Raw genomic sequence first — 20,084 nt, forward strand, 5'->3', positions numbered from 1 at the left:
TCTGATGATGGCATTCGAAAAATCATCGGGAACGTCCACAAGCTCGCCCGAGTGCTCGTCATAGATATGTACATGCGCGGATGTTTGTGTCGTAAAAGGGTTGGGAGGAAAACTGCGGGAGCTGCCTGAGCTTTCCTCTTTTCGTGAGGCACAACAGCGTGTCGTTCACAGCCTCAAGCGATATGTTCGCGCGATTGGATTCCAATTTCCCGTGTATGTCATTCGCGGTGAAATGGCAGGCACCACTGGCAAAGACTACTTCGGCAATTCGCTCATGAGAGTTTGGGTAATGAAATGCATATTTGTCTTGGCAGGCGCGTCGTGTGCAGTTCTGGCATTGGGCGCTATTTGCCATAGGTCGCTCCTGTGTCTTGAATTCCAGCGTAGGGCCTGCGCCGCAGAAAGCGAGCAGGCGAGACAGAGGTATGGTCAACGAAGCGCGACTGTTCGCCGCGCCGGATCAGTAAGGAGTGGCGGATTCCCAAAACTCGTCGCACCTGGGCAAGTGCAGATTCATTGCACTCTAGGTAAGCGACGATGCATGACTCTCCGCTAACCTCCTGCGGCAAGCCGAGCGGTGCCACACGCCAATTCAGCATTGCCCATTGAGGAAGAAAGTAGGTCTCTTGGATGCCTCCGGCATATTGGAGTCCCTCTTCCAGACAAAACTCCATGACGGCGCAACAGATTTGGGTGAGGATGCCACGCCGGCCCGCAGTCCGCCTATCTGGGACTACAAAAGTTCGTGTCCACTCTGCCCAGTCTGGCCGGTTTGGCAGACCTTTGATTTCGCACATATGCGGGAAGATCTCGGAAACGAGATGCGGTTTGTCCGTGGGGATCAGACGCGCTGCTGTAACCAATTCGCCGTCTTCAAACCCAAGAATATAGGTAGCATCCGGTGTGTCGAATTGATCGAGCTCACGGCCTTCCGGGCTTGCGGGCCGCCATTTTTTCTCATGAACATAGATTTCGTGACGCCAGCGCAGATAGGAGTCCCATTCTGCGTCATAGAGCGAGCGGTTCTGATGCGTCACTACATGCGCTTCGATCACCTTGCACCCCCGATATTCTGGCGGAAGATGTCAGAAACGCTCCGTCAAATCAGGTATCAGATTTGAGTATTTTCTGGGTTCTTACAGTACGATTTGACGCCGACGCAGAGCCACTGCAACGGCACCCATGGTGGTGGAGACGGCAAATGTCTGGCGAGCATTTTGAAGGTGTTTGCGTACGGTTGTGACCGATACTGACAGGATGTTCGCGATCTCCTCGGCCGTCCTTCCCCTCGCGGCCCAAAGCAATACTTCCTTCTCGCGCCGGCTGAGCAGTCTCTCTTTTTCCGGCGGACTACGGATCGCTTCGACGGAACTGACCGCGACCGTCGACATCAGTGTTATTGCGGCAAGCTCTCTCTTCGAGAGGTCGAGGTGCTGCAGAGGTGAGGCAAGGGAAACTACCGTCTGCCAATGGACACGAGAATTAGCCGGAATGACATAGCCGTTAACGAGTCCAAAGTCCGCAGCCTCCTTGGCAACACGCTTTGAATTCGGGGAATTGCGCAGTCGTTCCGGAACGTCGCTCCAGAAAAACGGGCGCGTTGACTCTGCGCAGTGTCGACACACTGCATCCACACCGGCGTAGGTCTGGCTGGAATATCTCGCAAACCAAGGTTTGGGCCAACCGTTTAGCTCCACCAGTGGCTCCAGTGCCTCGTTCCCAACCGGCACACCACTCAAGATCAAATGTTCAAAGCCGAATTTCCTTACACAAGAAAGGAGATCATCGAGCACAACCTTCGACGTCATATGCGTCTGGCATCTCTCGATGAAATCAAAAGTATCAGTTTCCAAGCCCATGTTAGCCCAGCCCCCAAGAACTGCTGACTCGTAACACGAAAGCTCACCTATCGTATGTCTGTGGCGCAAAAATGTAGTGGGGCCACCCAGGCTGAAAATTCCACGGCAGGGTCGCGGGCCGGCAATTATCTTGCCGTCTAGAACTCCTCCTGGCGACTACGCTTTTCCGGCATTAGAGCAGCGTAGAGCGCGGTCTTTCCTATCTTAAGTCGTGCGGCTGCTTCCCGCACAGTGAGGCCTTGGGCGATCAGGGATTTGGCACGTGCAAGCTTGTCAGAAGTGACGACCGGCTTGCGGCCACCTTTCCGCCCGCGCGTCGCGGCGGCTTTGAGGCCGGCCGCAGTTCGTTCCCGGATAAGATCGCGCTCGAACGCGGCCAGTGCCCCGAACACTGCGAAGATAAGTTTGCCGCCCGGTGTCGTGGTGTCGATATTCTCGGTCAATGAGCGTAATGCGACATTGCGGGCCTGAAGGCCTTCGACTGTTTCGATGAGATGTGGCAGGGACCGCCCGAGCCGATCAAATTTCCACACAACCAGCACGTCGCCCTCACGGAGGTAGGCTAAAGCTTCCGTCAACCCGGGCCGTTCGGCCTTGGCGCCCGATGCGATGTCCTCGAATATCTTTTCGCACCCTGCCTTGGTCAATGCATCGCGCTGCAAGGTCAGGTCCTGCGCATCAGTCGAGACGCGCGCATATCCGATGGCAGGCACAAGTAAGTCTTGTCCGGTTTGCCGTCCAGCAATCTTTCTGTCCGTCTTTCCGTTGTCAAAGGGACATTTGCGGATATTTTCTGTGGACGGACAGCGCCACGGCCACCCCTACTACTCTGGGGCTGATCCAGTGGAGGATATGGATGGCGCAGCGACCCTGCTCAAAGCCGACCGGTGGAGCGCACTGCTCGGCGCGCCGGAGGACGAGGAGACTCTGATCCGCCACTACACTCTCAGTCAGTCGGAGCTCGACCTCATCCAGGCCAAGACCGCGGCGCATAATCAGCTCGGCCTGGCAGTCCAGCTCTGCCTCATGCGTCACCTTGGCCGAAGCTGGCGGCACGCCGAAATCTTGCCGCCGGCCTTGGTTGAATTCGTCGCCGAGCAGATCGATGTCGCATCGGCGGCACTGGTCGAATACGGTCGCAGGGAACAGAACCGCCGCGAGCATGCACTCGAGGCGCTACGGCATCTCGGTCTGCGACAGGCGGACAAACATGACCTCCGCACGGCGCTGATCGCAGCAATCGCGGCGGCCGATGCGACTGATCACGGCCTGCCGATCGCATAGGCGATGATTTCAGCGTTGCGCGAGCGCCGTGTCCTGCTGCCGGCGGCCGATACACTCGACCGTCTTGGCCGCGCCGCTCGCGCCATCGCGCGCCGGCGCATGGAGGCCGCGCTTCTGGACGGCCTGTCGGCCGAGCGGTTAGCGGCAATTGACGATTTTCTCACCGTCGACCCTACTGTCGGAATGACCCGGTTCGCCTGGGCGTGCTGCCGGAAGCACCGAGCGAAAAGAACCTGGTCGCCTTGATCGACCGGCTGCGTTTCGTCCGCGATCTTGGCCTCGATCCACACTGCCGGGCTCGCGTTCATCCCGTTCGTTGCGCGCAGGTACGTGAGGGCAATGTCACCCCGAGCTGGCTGGCAAGCGATTTCAACGCCGGACGACGGCGCGCGACGATCGCAGCCCAGTTCATCGAACTTGATGGCCGACTGACCGACGCCGCCATCACGATGTTCTGCTGATTGGTCGCACGCCTGTTCACGCGTTCCAGGGCGCGCCGAGATCGGCGCCATCTCGATGCCCGCAAGGACACAGCGCGACTGCTGAGCCTGTTTCGAGACACGCTGGGGGCGCTCACCGAGGCCCATGACGCGGGTGAGGACGCCATCGACCTCCTTGATCGCAAGATCGGATGGCATCAACTGCTGCGGGCCAAGATAGACGTCGAGGCCATGGCCGAAACTGCCGATCCGGATCCGCTGCTGGATGCAGCGGAACGCTCGACCGTGCCCAAGGTGGCCGAAGCAGTGAAATGGCAGTGTCTCGACCGCATGCCGCTCGTTGAAATCACAGACCTGATCGCCGAGGTCGATGCCTGGACCGGGTTTTCAAATAGCTTTTCTCATCTGCACACCGGCGAACCGGTGCGCAGCCTGACGGCGCTTTATGCGGGAATTCTCGCTGACGCCACCAATCTCACGCAAAGCGTATGGCCGAGGCTTCCGATGGCGTCAGCGCTCGCCAGATTGCTTGGGCACGGCTGTTTCATCTCCGAACCTTCAAGACCGGCGTCGCCCGCATCATCGACGCGCAACTGGCCCATCCCTATGCCCAGATCTGGGGCGCTGGGACGGCATCTTCCTCGGACGGCCAGTTCTTCCGAGCCGCCGGGCAAGGTGCCCGGAGAGCCGACGTCAAACGGCGGTGACCCCGGCTCAAAGTTCTATACTTGGATCTACGATCAGCACGGCCATTTCTACATCCTGCCGATCGGTGCAACCGAAAACGAGGCGGCCTATGTCCTGGATGGATTGTACGGCCATGAAAGCCGGCTTGAGATCGAGGAGCACTATGTCGACACCGGTGGCGCTAACCAACAAAGGCGAGGCCGGCAACAAGCTCACCCGGGCGGTGTTCTTCCACGAGCGCGGCGAAGTCCGCGACGGTTCCTTCGAAAGCCAGGCCTACCGCGCCTCCGCCCTCAATCTGGTGGTGAGCGCCATCATTCTGTGGAATACGGTCTATCTGTCTCGCGTCACCAATCACCTGCGCGCTGACGGGCACGACCTTCCGGATGAACTGCTGCGCCATGTCTCCCCGCAGATTTGGGAGCATATCAACCTGATCGGCACTTACGACTGGAGCGGCAATGCGCGACCGCCCGCCGGAGATTTTCGACCCCTTCGCGTGCCGCGACAGACATTCCTGGCTGCTTGATCAGACGGTAGTCGTCAATCAGAGAATTCTTATTTCGTTCACGGATTCCGGACGCTTACGCACTACTCTTGTAATGACCCCTGTATGTGCGGCAGTCCTCGTGCCATCAGGTTCTGCACAATCGTGAGAGCAGCGCCCTGCAGCTCTCGCACAGCGCATGATCGCAGGCGTGACGACAAGGTGGCCAAGGCTCTCTTCGCCGCGACAACCGTATACTGCCGGGATGCACCCTGGCGCCGAAATAGCGTCCATATCGCGATAGGCCTGATCGGCCCGAAGCTGATGAGGTGGAACGGCCCTTCTCGAACGGCAAGTGCCTAACGTGGTCGTGCGAAACGCCCCAAAGAAGAAGGACCGCTCCATGGAGAAGATTACCACAGTCGGGCTTGATCTGGCCAAGTCCGTTTTTCAGGTTCACGGCATTGCCAGAGATGTGACATGGCTACGGGACTGTCGCAAAAGTCTCCTTCAATCGCCGGACTTTTGCGCCTGACATTTGCGACGAGAATTGCTGAGCAATTTCAGGTTGGCGCAGCCCGGGCCGGAAAGTCAGGATTTCTGCGACTGTTCCTGATCTTTGGTCCAAAATAGTAGCCCGCCGACGCAGATCACAATGATCACGCCACATGCCATGTAGAGGGTTGCCTCGGACGCCCCCGGCACGATTGTCGGCAGGAGGTATATCGCAAGCCCGAATCCGCTGGTGAGAAGAGCCGTGAATGCCTGCACGCGGCCAATCATGCTCGGATTCCCCACAAAAGGTGGCCGTTAGCCGCCGCCCGCGACACGTTCCAGAGCATTCCCGCCACACAATACAGAAGAACCGCGATAGTCGGATTCGACATGAGGGAGAACAAAACTAGAGATATGCCAGCGGCTGCAAGAATTAGAGGTGTAAGACCTTGCAGACGTTCCGCTATAGACGGGAGTCCAACCACAGCCAATGCGACCATGCCAGCGATGGCAGCAGCCATTTCGAGCAAGCCAAACAGGCTGCTGTCACCACCAAGGAAGCGGATCACAAAGCCCGGCAGCAGCAGGTTGGTAATTTGAATCACGGCAAATGCTAGCCCGACAGTTACCGCCGCCGAAAGAGCTTGAGGGTTGGTGAGCAGATAGTTGAAAGCCTGCCGTGAAGCAGGTAGCAGGCTTAGCCGCTGCGGCGCTCTAATATCAAGGGCCTGCGCCATGATTACCTTCAGTGCTGGAAGGCATGCCAGGGCCGCCGCTGCGAAAATCAGTGCGGACATGGTGCTGCCGAGTCTGTCGATGGCAAGCCCGGCAGCACCCGTCCCGATCGCTATACCAAGCTGATTGAAAAGGGAAATCGCATAGCGAGCCCCATGCGCTGCACTTCTGGAACGATCGCTTGTAAAATGCCGCTTAGTGATCCCGATAGGAGTGCGAATCCAAAGGCTCCCGATATGCCGGAAACTATGAGAACGGCGGGCGATAGAGGTTCTGCGACAAACCCGATAAGAGCGAGAAGAGCTAGCCCTAGGGCACGGATGATCTGCCCGCTGACTGTGATCTGTGTTCGATCATGACGATCGACCAGATGGCCGGCGACCGGCGCGAGCACCAGACCCCCCACGCTGGACGACAGCAACACGAGGCCAACCAAACCCGAGCCGCCAATATGAAAAGCCACCCATGCGGGCAGGACAATTCCGACGCCAACGATAAAGAAAGAAGCCGATGAAAAAGCTATGAACAGGGGTCTTTCCAAATCGTAACGCTCAACCTGTCTCAAAGGAGATCATTGTCATCTCCTGATGCCTAATGTCGCAAAAGCCCCGATTGCACAAATTGAATCGCAGACTATTGCAGCGTGCAAAGAGCCCGAAGCCATCATCCGGCTCGGTGCTCCAATATATCGCCGCTAAGGCCGGATGACGATAATCCCAGCCAGTGCAATGAGAACGATACCGAGCATGGAAGCCGCATCCAGACGTTCCGAAAACAGCACGACGCCCCATAGCACTGCGAAGGCCAGGTAGGAGAAGTCCCAGGTCGAGATGATCGACGATGGTCCCCACTGGTAGGCGATGGCCGTGCCAATGCTGCCGATCAGCATCGTCATGCTCAAAAACCCGATCAACGCCCATTGGGTCCAGCCCATTGGAATCCACTCGCCGATGAACAGGCTTTGCCCGCCCTCGCTCCCGGCCGTCACGGTCGCCAGGCTCGCGCCGCCCGCGAGAACGATCGCTATCAGGTTGAAGATCAGCGCCAGAACGAAGGGGTTTTCGCCGCGGCTCTTGGTACGCGTCAGCACCATCGCCAGAGCGTAGAGGATCGCGGAAACCAGCGGCATCACGGCATGGATGCTACCATCACCGGCCTGCGGCTTCAGCATGAGCAGCACACCGACGAAGCCGAGGGCGACCCCGACCCAACCTTGCGCCCCGACTGGTTCCCTGATCCAGAAGGCCGCAAAGAGGGTAATGAACAGCGGGATCGTGTAGTAGACCGCCGCCGCCATCGAGAAATCGAGCCGCGGTAGCGAAGAGTAATAGATCAGCAGGCTCGACAGAAGCAGGCTGCTTCGCACGATGGCCCAGCCAGGATAGGCTGGGCGCAACGATACCTGCGGAAAGCGCCATTTCAGGATCGAGATCAACAAGGGCAGCGTGACGCAGGACCGCAGGAAAACGAACTGCGACAGCGGCATGTCCGAGATAGTGACCTTGATGATCGCATCCGCGAACGAAAGCGTCAGGTCCGTGAAAACCATCGCCGCAACGGGGATGCCCACCCTGTCCGCCTTGGGCGCTATCTGACTGATCGACATTTTTCGCGCTCCCTTTCTTCGCCAGCCGAGGCTAGCGAGCCGAGAACGTTCCAACAATTCCGATTATATGGAAATTTTGTCCGTGATATTGTACAATGAGCAACGACACGAAAGGGGATGCGGGGCTTTGGACAGCGTGAACGACATGATCCTTTTGGCCGAAGTCGCCGAAACGGGCAGCTTTACCCGTGCCGGGGGGCGGATCGGGATTCCCAAATCTACCGTCAGCCAGCGCATCGCCCAGCTTGAGGCACGTCTGGGACTGCGGCTCCTCAATCGTTCCACCCGGCACGTAAGCCTCACCGGCAGCGGCCAAGTCTATCTCGAATACTGCCGCCGCGTTCGCGCAGAGGTCTCGGCCGCGAACGTGGCGATGGCCAATCTGAAGGAACAGCCTGTCGGAACGCTGAAGATCACCTGCCCAGAGGTAACAGCCACCTATTTCATGCCTGCCTTCCTACACGGATTTACGACGCAGTTTCCCCGGATCGCGGTCGAGCTGATCGCCACAAACCGGCACCTCGACATCATCCGCGAGCGGGTTGATTTCGCCTTTCGCGTTGGCACGACCACAGGTCAGGACCTGATCGTGCGGCGTGTCTCATCGATCAAACGGGTTCTCGTCGCCGCCCCAGCCTATCTGGCGGCTGGCAGTCCTCTTCGGGAACCGACCGATCTCCTGTACCGCCGCTGCCTGATGCATGATGCACAGCCCGAATGGGTGTTCTCGTCAGACGACACACCGATTGTCCTGCGACCGCCGCCGGCTGCGACCTCGGATTCCATGGGGTTTCTGCTGCAATCCTGCATCGCGGGCGGCGGTGTCGCACTCCTTCCCGCTTATGTATGCCAGCCGGCCGTCGCGGTCGGCCGCCTCATGGAATTGCTGCCTGGCTGGGAAATTCCACCCTATGAAATGATGCTGATCTTTCCCAACCTGAAGAACCAGTCCAAGGCGCAGGCCGCATTCCGCGATTATGTGAATACCTTCGACTTTTCAGCGTTTGCCGTTGGGCGATAGCCGGAACTTCCCGAGTCTGACGGCCGCCTTGCTTCACAAAGCGGACTATCTGTCGCAAAATTCCCAATTACGGGCAATCGGGAGAACACGATGCCGCCCTAACATTTCTCTCTTGACCTCAGCATCGTCATGTGAGCCGACATTCACCGGAACCGGGTCATGACGCCAATGCGGACCTTTGCCGGTCAGGTCAAGAGTGGCGCTTCTGGTCCAGTCATGTCCACGGCGAGTGAATATGCCGCCCTTCTTTCCGGCGATATGGATCTGTGTGCGATAACCCTCGAACTTTAAATTAGCTCATGCAGCCATTCGACCTCCGGAACGATCGAAGCAGTATTGTGTTAGACCGCGCTGGCAACTCTGTTCCCCCGGATTCCGCTGAACCGGCGGAGGACCCATCCCTCCTTTTGCAGCATGAAACTCCGCCGGTTCACATCTCTTCAGAAAATCCAGTGGATGGTCGCCGCGGCGGCTAATACGGCCGCGATCCATATCGGCAGCGTCCAGCGCGTTACGCGAGGCCCGCCGTAGTCAGAAAATTTCTCGTAGCCGGTCATGGTGCATTGCCCAATCTGTGTTGCAGACATGCAGCGTCGAATACCGCTCAGCATCAAAACGCACTGATCATCTGCGCCGTCTGATAACCTGCCTGTGCGAAGATCAGCAGACCGACACTCCGCAGCAGCACGCGCTCGTTGAGCCGTTTCACCATCAGCCCGGCAAGCGGAGCCGCGAACAAACCGCCAACGATCAGCCCGAGAATGGACGCCAGGCTGGAGGTTGCGCCGCCAATGACGTCCCACCGGCCGGTTAACAGCGCCAGCAGGAAGCTCAAGGAAACAGCAAGCGTTATCAGAAACTCGCTCGCATTGACCGTGCCGATCACGTAGCGCGGCGCCCCGCCGGCGCCGAGCAGTCCGGTGGTGACGATCGGCCCCCAGCCGCCGCCGCCCGCCGCGTCGAGAAAACCGCCGGCCGCGCCGAGCGGCGCTACAAAACGGCCAGGCACCGGGCGTGACGGGATTTTCCAAAACGACCGGATTACCAGCCAAACGCCGACCAGACCGAGATAGCCGGTGACGAATGGCTTGATCATGTCGCCATCGAACGAGGTCAGCACGTAAGCGCCGAGGCAGCCGCCGAGAATGCCGAATGGAGCTAGACGCCAAAACAGCCGCCAGTCGACGTTGCGGTGGTAGAGATGCGAGGAACCGGAGGCGGCGGTGGTGAAGAGTTCCGCGGCATGAACGGCGGCTGAAGCATGCGCCGGCGAGACCCCAAAGGCCAGCAGCGTCGTTGACGAAATTACGCCGTAGGCCATGCCGAGCGCGCCGTCCACCGCCTGCGCGAGGAAACCGACGATGGCGAAGAGGAAAAAATCTGTCATGAATGGCTTTCCGGTCCCGACGGGCGCAAACTAATCGCCGGCCATGGCGCTACACCTACATTGCTGCCTGGCAGCGCTGCAAGCGCCGTGGCCCTAAACAACGCGACCTGCGCGAGCTTCTCTGCCACCGCTCGTTGATCGGCATTTTGCGCGTATCGCCCGCCGAACACGGCGATCAGGGTGGCAGTTAAGGAAGACCGCTCGCTTCATGAGCCGGTCAGATTCGGCTACTCACTGAACCCAATGCGGTCCTCCCGGCATCGATTTCTCTCCTGAGACCCGACTTTCGCCACAACCAGCGCTACCCTGGCGGAGCGGCCCAGATCGCCGCGTCCAACGTGACAGTCCTCAAGGCGCTTTATGACGAGGACGCCGTCATTCCGAACCCGGTTCAGACTGATCCGAATGACCCGACGAAACTCACCCCCACCAGGGAGAGCCGCTCACGGTAGGCGGCGAGCTCAACAAGCTCGCCTGGAACTACGGCGTTGGTCGTGACTGGGCCGGCATCCACTGGCGTTCCGATTTCTCGGCATCGCTGGCGCTCGGAGAGGAGCTCGCGATCAGCGTTCTCCGTGACGAGCGTCTGACGTATCGGGAGCCCTTCGAAGGATTTAGCTTCACGTGCTTCGAGGGGACGAAGGCCGATGTCTAGCGAGATCCAATGCTGCCCACGGCAATGCAGTTGCGGTGCAATTCGATGTCGCGCCTCGCGTTGTCCTAGGGAACTCATGCCACAGGAGCCCATAATCGAGCCCGCCGCACTGCCATCCCTTGGCCAGTTTCGTCTGCTCGACGTGCGCAAACCCGCGGCATTCGAGGCCGATAACCGGTGAGGGGCATCCGGGTGCCGATCAAAGCATGGGAGGCCGCCGCGAAGTCGGGCGAGACCTCCTTCGAGAACGTCACCTACTGGGAACAGAGATTGCCGATCTCGGCGTCGGCGGCCTGCTGCCCGCAGTGATCTATGACGACGGGCGCATGACGGAGGCCGCACGCGTCTGGTTCATCCTGCAGTATTTCGGCGCGGAGGCGCTCATCGTGAATGGGGGATGGCCTGCCATCCGCGGGCAGAGGAAACCGCTTGCGCAGGCAAGTGGACTTTCAGGTTCGACGACATTCCAGGCTCGACCGGGAGCGGAATCGGTCGGGTTGGTTGACCGGCAGACGCTGAAGGCCGACCTGGACGGCGTCCAACTTCTCGACGCTCGGACCGCGGACGTGTTTGCCGGCATGGACCTGCGACGCAACGCACGGGGCGGCCATTTGCCCGGCGCGCGGTCGCTTCCACATGCGAGCCTGCTCGACGATGACCGCCTGAAGCCAGCCGGCGATCTACGCTGTCCGTCGCCGGATTCCGAGCCGGCGATCACCTGATCACCCATTGCGACGGTGGTGGCCGCGCGGCACTCGCGGCCGTCGCCGCGGTCCGGGCAGGATATGACGGCGTCCGCGCCTACTATCTGAGCTTCGCCGACTGGGCGAAGGACGAGAGCTGCCCGGTCGTACTGAACCCGCAAACCCGGTGACCGCCATGACAAACCCCACCGTCGTCGGCTTCTCAGGCAATCGACGATGCGAGTTCTCTCCTGATCTCCCGCCGACGCGGCATCGGCGCTACTGACTTCACGCCGCCCCGGACCGCCGAAGAGCAAGTCGAGAAGCGGCCAAGCTCGTTCGCACGAGTGGATACCCGACTTTGACAACGCTGCGGACGTCGGGCCTGGCGATCACGACCAGCCATGGACGACCTAAGGACCTTCTCGCAATTGCGAAGACGAGGTCTATTCTGCCACCGACAGCGAAATTTTTGAGACGATATTCCCGGCTTCGCACTGTTACGGCAACCTAGTACTTTGCTGAGACGGCAGCTATCCTGGAGGATGCTGGTGAGGTTGCGCACCGTGCGTTGCCATCCCTTCACCTCAACTGGCTGATTTCAAGGAAAACATCATGACTGAGCTTACAAAACCGCCGCATCGTCTTCTTGCCAAGGCGATTACGAGGCGCGCCGGCCTTGCCGCATTCATCGCTTCGGCAATCGCGCTCGTTGGCATCGCTGCGCCGGCGCCGGCGTTCGCGCAGGACAAGAAGGCGATCAAGGTCGGGATCATCAGCGGCGAAGACGAGGATGTCTGGCGGGTGGTCACACAGGAGGCCGACAAGCGCGGCCTGACCATCAAGACCGTCGTCTTCAACGACTACACCCAGCCCAACGAGGCGCTGGAGCGCGGCGAGATCGACGCCAATGCATTCCAGCACGAGCCTTATCTCGATAACCAGATCAAGACGCAAGGCTATCACATCGTGCCGGTCGGCTACACCGGCGTATGGCCGATCGGGCTCTACTCCAAGAAATACGCGAAGGTCGCCGACTTGACGGTAGGCGCCGTGATAGGCGTGCCAAACGACCCGTCGAACGAGGGCCGTGCGCTGCGTCTTCTGCAAAACGAAGGGCTTATCAAGCTGAAGGACGGTACCGGTATTCTGGCGACGACCGCCGACATCGCCGAGAATCCGAAGAACATAGAAATCAAGGAGTTGGACGCCGGCATCGTCGGCCGTTCCATCGATGACCTCGACGCTGCGGTGGTGAACACCGACTGGGCACTGAAGAGCGGCCTGACACCGGAAAACCGCATCGCCCAGGAGCCGATCGCCGACAATCCCTATCGCAACTTCATCGCGGTAAAGGCCGGCACCGAGAACGAGCCGTGGGTGAAGACGCTGGTTGAGTCTTATCAGAACGATACGGTGAAGGTCGAATTCGAACGAGTCTACAAGGGTACCGGACTCAGCGCCTACTGACCTGCGGCCCGCCACTCCGGTTGGCTATGTGAAAAGAGGCAGGCGGCCCGCGCCTTCGACGCGGGCCGCCACGCTGTATGTCCTGCAATACGCCGCCTGGACACCCGAAGGAAACCATTTTGAACCAGCATTTCTCTGCAGACGCGCAACATACTCCCCACGTCGACCCGGGTATGCCCGAAGACGTTCTGCGCTTGATAGACCTGAAGCGCCGATTCGGCACGACTCCCGCTCTGGACGGGGTCTCGCTCACCGTTCGCAAGGGCGAGATCCTCGGCATCATCGGCCGCAGCGGCGCCGGCAAGTCGACGTTGATCCGCTGCCTTAATGGTCTGGAGCGTCCCGATTCCGGGCAGATTTTCGTCGAAGGACGCGACATTGCCCGGCTCGGCGAACGCGAACTGCAGCCGCTGCGCCGGCGCATCGGCATGATCTTCCAGCACTTCAACCTGCTTTCGGCCAAGACCGTCGAGGACAATGTCGCGCTGCCGCTCAAGATCGAAGGTCGCCCGAAAGTAGAACGCCTCGCACGGGCGGCCGAGCTTCTCGATCTGGTCGGGCTTTCCGAAAAGGCAAAGGCCTATCCCGCCTCGCTTTCGGGCGGACAAAAGCAGCGCGTCGGCATTGCCCGGGCGCTGGCGGCCCGCCCGGCGCTGCTGCTTTCCGACGAAGCGACGTCCGCGCTCGACCCGGAGACCACGCGCTCCATCCTGGCGCTGCTGAAGGACATCAACCGGCGACTCGGCCTGACCATTCTGCTCATCACGCACGAAATGGAGGTGATCCGCTCCATCGCAGACCGGGTGGCGGTGATTGATGCCGGCCGCATTGTCGAGGAAGGTCCTGTCTGGTCGGTCTTCGCCGATCCCCATTCGCCCATCACACAAAGCCTTCTCGGCGGCATCCGCCCGCAATTGCCCGACGAGATCGCCGCCAGGCTCTCGCCCTCGGCCGGCAAGGAAGCGATCCTCAGGATCGATGTCGCGGGAGAGGCTGCGCGCCGCCCTCTCCTTTCCGATCTCGCCGCAAGTATCCCGGGCTCGTTCCGCCTCGTCCATGGCGGCATCGACCATATCCAGAGGCAGCCGGTGGGTAGCCTGTTCCTCCGCGTCCCCACCGGTGCAGACCATGTGGCGCGCGTGACCGATTTTCTGGCGGGCCACGGTGCCCGTGTGGAGGTGCTTGGCTATGTCGCCAGTAATGATTGAACTGCTTTTCCGCTCGCTCTGGGAAACAGTGCTGATGACTGCCGCCTCCGGCTTCATCTCGCTGGTGGCCGGCTTGCCGCTTGGGCTGGCGCTCGTCGCCACCGATCGTGGCGGCATCGCCGAGCAACTTTGGGTGAATCGCGTCCTCGGCGCCGTGATCAACGGCTTCCGGTCGGTCCCCTTCATTATCCTGTTGGTTGCGCTGATCCCGGTGACGCGGCTGGTCGTGGGCACCTCGATCGGCACCTGGGCGGCGATCGTGCCGCTGTCGATTGCCGCAACGCCCTACTACGCCCGCATCGCGGAAGTATCGCTGCGCGAAGTAGATCACGGGCTGATAGAGGCGGCGCGCGCCATGGGCGGCAACCGCTGGACGATCATATGCGAGGTGCTGGTGCCCGAAGCGCTGCCCGGCATCGTGGCGGGCTTCACCGTGACGCTGGTGACGCTTGTGGGGGCTTCGGCCATGGCGGGCGCGATCGGCGCCGGCGGGCTGGGCGATCTCGCCATCCGCTACGGATACCAGCGCTTCGAGACCGCTGTCATGGTCGCGGTGGTGATCGTGCTGATCATCCTCGTCTGCGGCATCCAGTGGATAGGCGATAGGCTCGTCGCCCGGCTCGACCACCGGGTATGATCTGGATCGCTATTCGAAAAACCGGTTCCTGGGGCGTGCCAGGCCGAGATTTTCGCGGAGCGTCGACCCCTCATATTCGCGTCGGAACAGCCCGCGCCGCTGAAGTTCCGGCACTACCTTTTCGGCGAAGTCGTCAAGGCCGGCGGGAAGATAGGGAAACATGATGTTGAAGCCGTCGGAGCCGTCGCTGAAAAGCCATTCTTCCATCTGGTCGGCAATGGTCTGCGGCGTGCCCACGAAGGCAAGGCCGGAATAACCGCCCAGACGTTGCGCCAACTGCCTGACCGTCAGGTTCTCGGCTCGTGCCAGCTCGATGACACGCTCGCGACCGCTCTTGCTCGCGTTGGTCTCGGGGATATCGGGTAGCGGCTGGTCCGGGTCGAAGCCTGAAGCATCATGACCGAGCGCGATGGAAAGCGAAGCGATGCCGCTTTCGTAGTAGACGAGGCTATCCAGCTTCGCCCGCTTGCTGCGCGCCTCCTCGGCGCTCTCGCCGACGATGACGAAGGCGCCGGGCAGGATCTTGATGTCGTCGCGTGATCTCCCGAGTTTTTCAGCACGTCCTTTCACATCCGCGGAGAAGCGCTGCCCGGCCGAGAGATCGGCATGGGCCGCGAATATGACCTCGGCCGTCTCGGCGGCAAGCTGCCGCCCTGCCTCCGATGCGCCCGCCTGGACGATCACCGGCCAGCCTTGAGGCGGCCGGGCGATGTTGAGCGGCCCGCGCACCGTCAACTGCGGTCCCCTGTGATCGAGGACATGCAATCTGGCTGGATCGAAGTAGAGGCCGCTTTGCTGATCGCGAACAAATGCATCGTCCGCGAAGCTGTCCCAGAGACCTGTCACCACGTCATAGAATTCGCGGGCGCGGCGATAGCGTTCGCTATGCTCGACGTGATCCTCCAGCCCGAAATTGAGCGCGGCGTCCGGGTTCGATGTCGTCACGATGTTCCAGCCGGCCCGTCCGCCGCTTATATGATCCAGCGACGCAAAGCGCCTCGCGACGTGGTAGGGCGCATCGAAGGTCGTCGAGGCGGTAGCGACCAGCCCGATGTGGTCGGTGACCGCCGCTAATGCCGATAGCAAGGTGAACGGCTCGAACGAGGTGACGGTGTGGCTCCGTTTCAGCGCCTCGATGGGCATATTGAGCACGGCCAGATGGTCCGCCATGAAGAACGCGTCGAACTTGGCAGCCTCGAGCGTCTGCGCGAAACGTTTTAGATGAGCGAAGTTGAAGTTCGCATCCGGGAAGGCGCCGGGGTAGCGCCAGGCACCCGTATGGAGACTGACAGGACGCATGAACGCGCCGAGCCGCAACTGCCGTTTCTGTGTCATGCAAATGAGATCCCGGACAAACACTCAGACCACAGGGAATGTCGCACGCATGCAGTGACCTTCAGCTGCCTGCGGTATGATTTCCACTCCGTTTCGCCGCCGCTTCAATTGCGATGTCCCGTGCCCTCAGGAAGACGCTCTCCATCCGCCAGTGCTCGTTGGGATAGCGGGGATCGCCGGCCCATTCGTCCCAGCCATGATCGCGACGGAATTCGCCGAGCAGGCCGGAGGCCAGGATCGCGTCCTTGTCGACGGGGGTCGGGTTTTCGCAGTCCGGAGCGACATAGATCGCATCTCCCCGGCAATAGAGCTCGCACATGAAGCAGGTCTGGCAGTCTTCCTGTCGGGCGATCAGCGGCGGCCCAACCGATACCGGATCAAGCACGTTGGTAGGGCAGACCTCCACACACGCGTTGCAGCCTGTGCAGCGCTCGGCGATGACGAGTTCGATCATGATGCGAGCTCCAATGCGTGGCCGTAGTCCGGCCTCGTCCGAACCTTGTCCAGGCCGCCGACGAGAATGCGCCGGTTGAAGCGGGAATCGGCCTCCGGCCGATCGTCGCGCTGGTGCATGCCGCGGCTTTCGTCGCGCGCCAGCGCCGACGCGGCGCACCAGCGCGCCGTGGCCAGCATCGCGGCGGTTTCTCGAGTCCGCAACAGACTGCTGCCAACGCCGTGGGCGCGGGCATCGAACTCCGCCCAGGCGGCATCGAGAGTTTCGGCCGAGCGTTTCAGCGCGTGACCGCTACGGAAGATGTTCCGATCGTAACGCAGCATCTCTCCCTGAATGACGGACAGCGTCGCGCCAAGATCGACATCACGCTGTGCGCCGGCTGGGCGCAGGCCCGCCTGCCCGATGGGCTTTGCGCCCGATGCGGCAGGGTTTTTGGCGGCATGGCGCGCCGCCCCCACTCCCGCCCACTGGCCTGACGAAACCGCCCAGGCCGAATTGATATTCCCGCCACCCGAAATCGCGCCGGCGACCAGTTCGCGAGTGGCTGCGTCACCGGCGACATACAGGCCCGGAATCGAGGTGCCGCAATCGTCACCAACAACGCGCAGCCCGCCGATTCCGCGGATGGTTCCCTCGCCGTGCAGCGTCACTTCGAACCGGTCCTTGTACGGGTCGATGCCCCAGCGCCGGAACGGCAACATGAAGTTCGGCGAAATCGTCGGAACTTGCGCGCGGATATCTTGCGGCGTGCGGGCAAGGTCGCAGAAGACGCGGCCCTTCAGCATGGCCCGCGCGAGCGGCCGTGTCGTCTCCGGCCCAGGTGGCATCGGAATCACCGCGCCATCCTCGTCGTAATAGGTGGCGAAGGCGTAGGACATGGACCGTGTCATGGTCGAGCGTACCGGCGCGACGGTATAGTAGGTGGTGAACTCCATCCCGGAGAGTTCGGCGCCGGCTTCTGCCGCCATCAGATAGCCGTCACCCGTGTTGGTGTGGGAGCCTAGCAAGCGCGACAGAAACGAAGTGCCGCCGGTCGCGATCACGACCGCGCCGGCATTGACCTGCCAGTCGCCACCCGCCTGCCGCCGGATGCCGCGCGCGCCTGACACCGAGCCATCGGAACGCTGCAGCAGCTCCAGCGCCGGGCTGTGGTCGAGGANCCGGATGCCGCGCGCGCCTGACACCGAGCCATCGGAACGCTGCAGCAGCTCCAGCGCCGGGCTGTGGTCGAGGACTGTCACGCCAAGACTGTCGACCAATTTGCGCAAAGCGCGCATGTATTCGGGGCCGCGCAGGGCACGATACTGCTTCACGCCATTCTCATCCGTGGAAAAGTCGTAGAAGCCTTCAAGGGTCGGCAAGCTGTCCCAGGTGAGCGCCAGGATGCGCGCCATCCATTCCGGATCGTTCAGGCCTGCCCCTGTCTTTCTCCTGTTACGGATGGCTGTGTCTCGCAATTCGGGAGGGTCTGGCGGTATCCACCAATGGCCTGGCCCCGCAGTTGCGGTGACGCCGCTGGTGCCGCAATAGCCCTTGTCGGCGAGGACAACCGAAGCGCCCGCACGCCGTGCGGCTGACGCTGCCCAGGTTCCGGCAAGCCCGCCACCGATGATCAGCACGTCGGCGGTCAGTTCGAGAGTCTCTCCGCTCGATCTGCTCATCGTCCAAGATCCTCAGGCATTGCCGTGAGTGCGATGGCGAACACCTAGCCAGTCGAGAAGGCTGCCGCGTATCCTGGCGAAGACCGGATCGGCGACATCGCGCGGACGCGGCAGGTCGATGCGCTCTTCATGCGCGATGACGCCGTCCTTCATGACCAGAACCCGGTCGGCGAGAAGCACCGCCTCCTCGACATCGTGGGTGACCAGAAGAATAGCGCAGCCATGCCGCTGCCAGAGCTCGCCGACCAAATCCTGCGCCTTGATGCGGGTCAGCGCATCGAGCGCGGCAAAGGGNGCCATGCCGCTGCCAGAGCTCGCCGACCAAATCCTGCGCCTTGATGCGGGTCAGCGCATCGAGCGCGGCAAAGGGCTCGTCGAGCAGCAGCAGGTCGGGTTCGCGCACCAGCGCGCGCGCCAGCGAGGTGCGCTGCGCCTCGCCGCCGGACAGCACCTTCGGCCACACGTCGGCCCGGTGGCCGATGCCGACCTCGTCGAGCGCTGCCAGCGCGCGCGCCCTGTCGGGCCGCCCCGGCAGGCCGAGTACGACGTTGCGCCAGACCTTCTTCCACGGCATCAGCCGCGGCGCCTGGAAAGCAACTGCACGGCGCACCGGCACCTCGACCTCGCCGAGGATTTCGCGGTCGAGATCGGCGAGGATGCGCAGCAGTGTGCTCTTGCCACAGCCGCTGGCGCCGAGCAGTGCCACGAACTCGCCCGGCGCAATGTCGACGTCGAGGCTCTTCAACACCTCGCGCTCGCCGAAGCGGCGCGTGAGCCCACGAACCCTGACCGCGGGCAGCGGGGCTTTCGACCGTTTCGGGACAGGTGGAGGCGCGACCGCCTCGACCACGTTCAAGTTCCGCTGAAGGCTGGCCGCCATGCGAGGAATACCTTTTCGAGGGTGCGAACGGTGATATCGACGCCAAGGCCGAGCAAGGCATAGACGACGAGACACACGACGATGACATCGGTCTGGAACATCTCCCGCGCGTTGGCCATCAGATAGCCGATGCCGGCGGTGGCGTTGATCTGCTCGCCGAAGACCAGCGCCAGCCAGGCGATACCGAGCGAATAGCGCAGCCCGACCAGCGCGCTCGGCAGCGCACCGGGNGATGACGTCGGTCTGGAACATCTCCCGCGCATTGGCCATCAGATAGCCGATGCCGGCGGTGGCGTTGATCTGCTCGCCGAAGACCAGCGCCAGCCAGGCGATACCGAGCGAATAGCGCAGCCCGACCAGCGCGCTCGGCAGCGCACCGGGCAGCACGACGTGCCTGATCATTGCGCTGCGCGACAGGCCGAGCGTGCGGCCGGCCTCGATCAGCGTCGAATCAACGTTGCGGATGCCGGCATAGACGTTGAGGTACAGCGGAAAGGCGGTACCGAGCGCGATCAGCGCGATCTTCGGCGCTTCGCCGATGCCGAACCAGATGATCAGCAGCGGGATCAACGCGACGTTGGGCACGGTGCGCAGCATCTGCATGGTGGCGTCAACGAGGTCTTCGCCGAGCCTAAACAGGCCGGCGACGACGGCCAGCGCCACACCAATGGAGCCGCCGATCGCCAGGCCCCCCAGGGCGCGGCTGAGCGAGATGACCATCGCATCCTGCAGTTCGCCGGTCTTGATGAGCTTGGCGGCGCTGCCGATCACAGTCGACGGACCGGCGAGGACCTCGCTTGGCAGCACGCCGGTTTGCGACGCGACATGCCATAGCAGGACCAGCAGGACGGGACCCGACAGCCGCCGCAGCCAGCGCGGCACCCCCTGCCCAGCGGTCGATACCGGCTCGATGCGCTGCCGTGCCAGCGGACCGTCGTGTTTGGCCGGATCATTCGCCGGCCACCTCTCGACGGCGCCCGGCGTGACGGTGATCGTGGCGATCGAACTCATCGGCTTGTTCCCTTTCGAAACCGGCGTCAGTTCGTGGGCAGCCCGCGATAGNGGTGATCGTGGCGATCGAACTCATCGGCTTGTTCCCT

Annotated in this window: 24 protein-coding genes and 1 pseudogene; 10 read left to right on the plus strand and 15 right to left on the minus strand. The window is 61.6% G+C overall.

Annotation, left to right across the window (positions count from 1 at the left end):
* Positions 1–58: 58 nt before the first annotated feature.
* The 4 genes from X738_RS89360 to X738_RS75415 form a co-directional block, all read right to left on the minus strand.
* Positions 59–355, minus strand: a complete 297-nt coding sequence (locus X738_RS89360; RefSeq protein ID WP_156942718.1) for a transcriptional repressor — start codon at positions 353–355, stop codon at positions 59–61.
* On the minus strand, positions 345–1,055 hold the full coding sequence (locus X738_RS83620; protein ID WP_084833921.1) for an acyl-homoserine-lactone synthase: 711 nt from the start codon (positions 1,053–1,055) through the stop codon (positions 345–347). Before X738_RS83620 ends, X738_RS89360 begins: the two co-directional genes overlap by 11 nt.
* A gap of 81 nt (positions 1,056–1,136) precedes the next feature.
* Positions 1,137–1,859 carry a helix-turn-helix transcriptional regulator gene (locus X738_RS75410; protein WP_023803059.1) on the minus strand — a complete coding sequence of 241 codons (723 nt, stop codon included), beginning with the start codon at positions 1,857–1,859 and terminating at the stop codon, positions 1,137–1,139.
* A gap of 137 nt (positions 1,860–1,996) precedes the next feature.
* On the minus strand, positions 1,997–2,572 hold the full coding sequence (locus tag X738_RS75415; protein WP_023803060.1) for a recombinase family protein: 576 nt from the start codon (positions 2,570–2,572) through the stop codon (positions 1,997–1,999).
* Positions 2,573–2,654: 82 nt separating this feature from the next.
* Between X738_RS75415 and X738_RS88815 the strand changes: the two genes are divergently transcribed.
* Positions 2,655–3,143 (plus strand): DUF4158 domain-containing protein, encoded by a 489-nt coding sequence (locus tag X738_RS88815; RefSeq protein WP_306454994.1) that lies wholly within the window; start codon positions 2,655–2,657, stop codon positions 3,141–3,143.
* Here the strand turns inward: X738_RS88815 and X738_RS89365 are convergent.
* Positions 3,122–3,655 (minus strand): hypothetical protein, encoded by a 534-nt coding sequence (locus tag X738_RS89365; protein WP_373420489.1) that lies wholly within the window; start codon positions 3,653–3,655, stop codon positions 3,122–3,124. The genes X738_RS88815 and X738_RS89365 overlap by 22 nt on opposite strands.
* 416 nt (positions 3,656–4,071) lie before the next feature.
* Between X738_RS89365 and X738_RS89370 the strand changes: the two genes are divergently transcribed.
* From X738_RS89370 to X738_RS89375, 3 genes and pseudogenes are all read left to right on the plus strand, one after another.
* On the plus strand, positions 4,072–4,290 hold the full coding sequence (locus tag X738_RS89370; RefSeq protein WP_023803063.1) for a Tn3 family transposase: 219 nt from the start codon (positions 4,072–4,074) through the stop codon (positions 4,288–4,290).
* Positions 4,287–4,799 carry a Tn3 family transposase gene (locus tag X738_RS88840; RefSeq protein WP_441295561.1) on the plus strand — a complete coding sequence of 171 codons (513 nt, stop codon included), beginning with the start codon at positions 4,287–4,289 and terminating at the stop codon, positions 4,797–4,799. The genes X738_RS89370 and X738_RS88840 overlap by 4 nt, the downstream gene beginning before the upstream one ends.
* A gap of 361 nt (positions 4,800–5,160) precedes the next feature.
* Positions 5,161–5,274: pseudogene (locus X738_RS89375) on the plus strand (IS110 family transposase); the annotation flags it as partial.
* A gap of 74 nt (positions 5,275–5,348) precedes the next feature.
* Here X738_RS89375 and X738_RS87715 read toward each other — a convergent pair.
* From X738_RS87715 to X738_RS75445, 4 genes are all read right to left on the minus strand, one after another.
* Positions 5,349–5,540, minus strand: a complete 192-nt coding sequence (locus X738_RS87715) for a hypothetical protein (RefSeq protein WP_023803065.1) — start codon at positions 5,538–5,540, stop codon at positions 5,349–5,351.
* Positions 5,537–6,049 (minus strand): hypothetical protein, encoded by a 513-nt coding sequence (locus X738_RS87720; RefSeq protein WP_023803066.1) that lies wholly within the window; start codon positions 6,047–6,049, stop codon positions 5,537–5,539. Before X738_RS87720 ends, X738_RS87715 begins: the two co-directional genes overlap by 4 nt.
* Positions 6,050–6,099: 50 nt before the next feature.
* Positions 6,100–6,552 carry an MFS transporter gene (locus X738_RS87725; RefSeq protein ID WP_023803067.1) on the minus strand — a complete coding sequence of 151 codons (453 nt, stop codon included), beginning with the start codon at positions 6,550–6,552 and terminating at the stop codon, positions 6,100–6,102.
* A gap of 129 nt (positions 6,553–6,681) precedes the next feature.
* Entirely contained in the window at positions 6,682–7,593 is a 912-nt protein-coding gene (locus tag X738_RS75445; RefSeq protein ID WP_023803068.1) for a DMT family transporter, read from the minus strand.
* Between the two features lie 145 nt (positions 7,594–7,738).
* Between X738_RS75445 and X738_RS75450 the strand changes: the two genes are divergently transcribed.
* Positions 7,739–8,614: a LysR family transcriptional regulator gene (locus X738_RS75450; protein WP_051407962.1), complete on the plus strand. Its 876-nt coding sequence runs from the start codon at positions 7,739–7,741 to the stop codon at positions 8,612–8,614.
* A 610-nt stretch (positions 8,615–9,224) separates the two neighbouring features.
* On the opposite strand, the gene X738_RS75455 is transcribed toward X738_RS75450, so the two are convergent.
* Positions 9,225–10,001, minus strand: coding sequence for a sulfite exporter TauE/SafE family protein (locus X738_RS75455; protein WP_023803071.1), 777 nt, complete (start codon positions 9,999–10,001; stop codon positions 9,225–9,227).
* 981 nt (positions 10,002–10,982) lie between these two features.
* Here X738_RS75455 and X738_RS87730 point away from each other — a divergent pair.
* The 5 genes from X738_RS87730 to X738_RS75475 all read left to right on the plus strand — a co-directional run bounded on the left by X738_RS87730 (position 10,983) and on the right by X738_RS75475 (position 14,654).
* Complete coding sequence (locus X738_RS87730; RefSeq protein ID WP_245277827.1) at positions 10,983–11,378, plus strand: sulfurtransferase; 396 nt, start codon at positions 10,983–10,985, stop codon at positions 11,376–11,378.
* Positions 11,378–11,530: a hypothetical protein gene (locus X738_RS87735; protein WP_245277830.1), complete on the plus strand. Its 153-nt coding sequence runs from the start codon at positions 11,378–11,380 to the stop codon at positions 11,528–11,530. Before X738_RS87730 ends, X738_RS87735 begins: the two co-directional genes overlap by 1 nt.
* Before the next feature lie 424 nt (positions 11,531–11,954).
* A complete protein-coding gene (locus X738_RS75465; protein WP_023803073.1) occupies positions 11,955–12,809 on the plus strand; it encodes a MetQ/NlpA family lipoprotein in 855 nt (284 codons plus the stop codon).
* Positions 12,810–12,928: 119 nt separating this feature from the next.
* Entirely contained in the window at positions 12,929–14,017 is a 1,089-nt protein-coding gene (locus X738_RS75470; protein ID WP_031256649.1) for a methionine ABC transporter ATP-binding protein, read from the plus strand.
* The gene (locus X738_RS75475) at positions 13,998–14,654 is read left to right on the plus strand and encodes a methionine ABC transporter permease (RefSeq protein WP_031256651.1); all 657 of its coding nucleotides are present in this window, start codon (positions 13,998–14,000) and stop codon (positions 14,652–14,654) included. Before X738_RS75470 ends, X738_RS75475 begins: the two co-directional genes overlap by 20 nt.
* 9 nt (positions 14,655–14,663) lie before the next feature.
* Here the strand turns inward: X738_RS75475 and X738_RS75480 are convergent, their stop codons facing one another.
* The 5 genes from X738_RS75480 to X738_RS89825 all read right to left on the minus strand — a co-directional run bounded on the left by X738_RS75480 (position 14,664) and on the right by X738_RS89825 (position 19,995).
* The gene (locus tag X738_RS75480; protein WP_023803076.1) at positions 14,664–15,989 is read right to left on the minus strand and encodes an LLM class flavin-dependent oxidoreductase; all 1,326 of its coding nucleotides are present in this window, start codon (positions 15,987–15,989) and stop codon (positions 14,664–14,666) included.
* Positions 15,990–16,050: 61 nt separating this feature from the next.
* Positions 16,051–16,443: a 4Fe-4S dicluster domain-containing protein gene (locus X738_RS75485; RefSeq protein WP_023803077.1), complete on the minus strand. Its 393-nt coding sequence runs from the start codon at positions 16,441–16,443 to the stop codon at positions 16,051–16,053.
* Positions 16,440–18,104, minus strand: a complete 1,665-nt coding sequence (locus X738_RS75490) for an FAD-dependent oxidoreductase (protein WP_023803078.1) — start codon at positions 18,102–18,104, stop codon at positions 16,440–16,442. The genes X738_RS75485 and X738_RS75490 overlap by 4 nt, the downstream gene beginning before the upstream one ends.
* Before the next feature lie 12 nt (positions 18,105–18,116).
* Entirely contained in the window at positions 18,117–18,257 is a 141-nt protein-coding gene (locus X738_RS89820; RefSeq protein ID WP_023803079.1) for a hypothetical protein, read from the minus strand.
* The gene (locus X738_RS89825; RefSeq protein WP_023803080.1) at positions 18,232–19,995 is read right to left on the minus strand and encodes an ABC transporter permease subunit; all 1,764 of its coding nucleotides are present in this window, start codon (positions 19,993–19,995) and stop codon (positions 18,232–18,234) included. The genes X738_RS89820 and X738_RS89825 overlap by 26 nt, the downstream gene beginning before the upstream one ends.
* Between the last annotated feature and the right edge of the window lie 89 nt (positions 19,996–20,084).

This window comes from Mesorhizobium sp. L48C026A00 (genome assembly GCF_000502375.1).
Lineage (GTDB): Bacteria > Pseudomonadota > Alphaproteobacteria > Rhizobiales > Rhizobiaceae > Mesorhizobium > Mesorhizobium muleiense.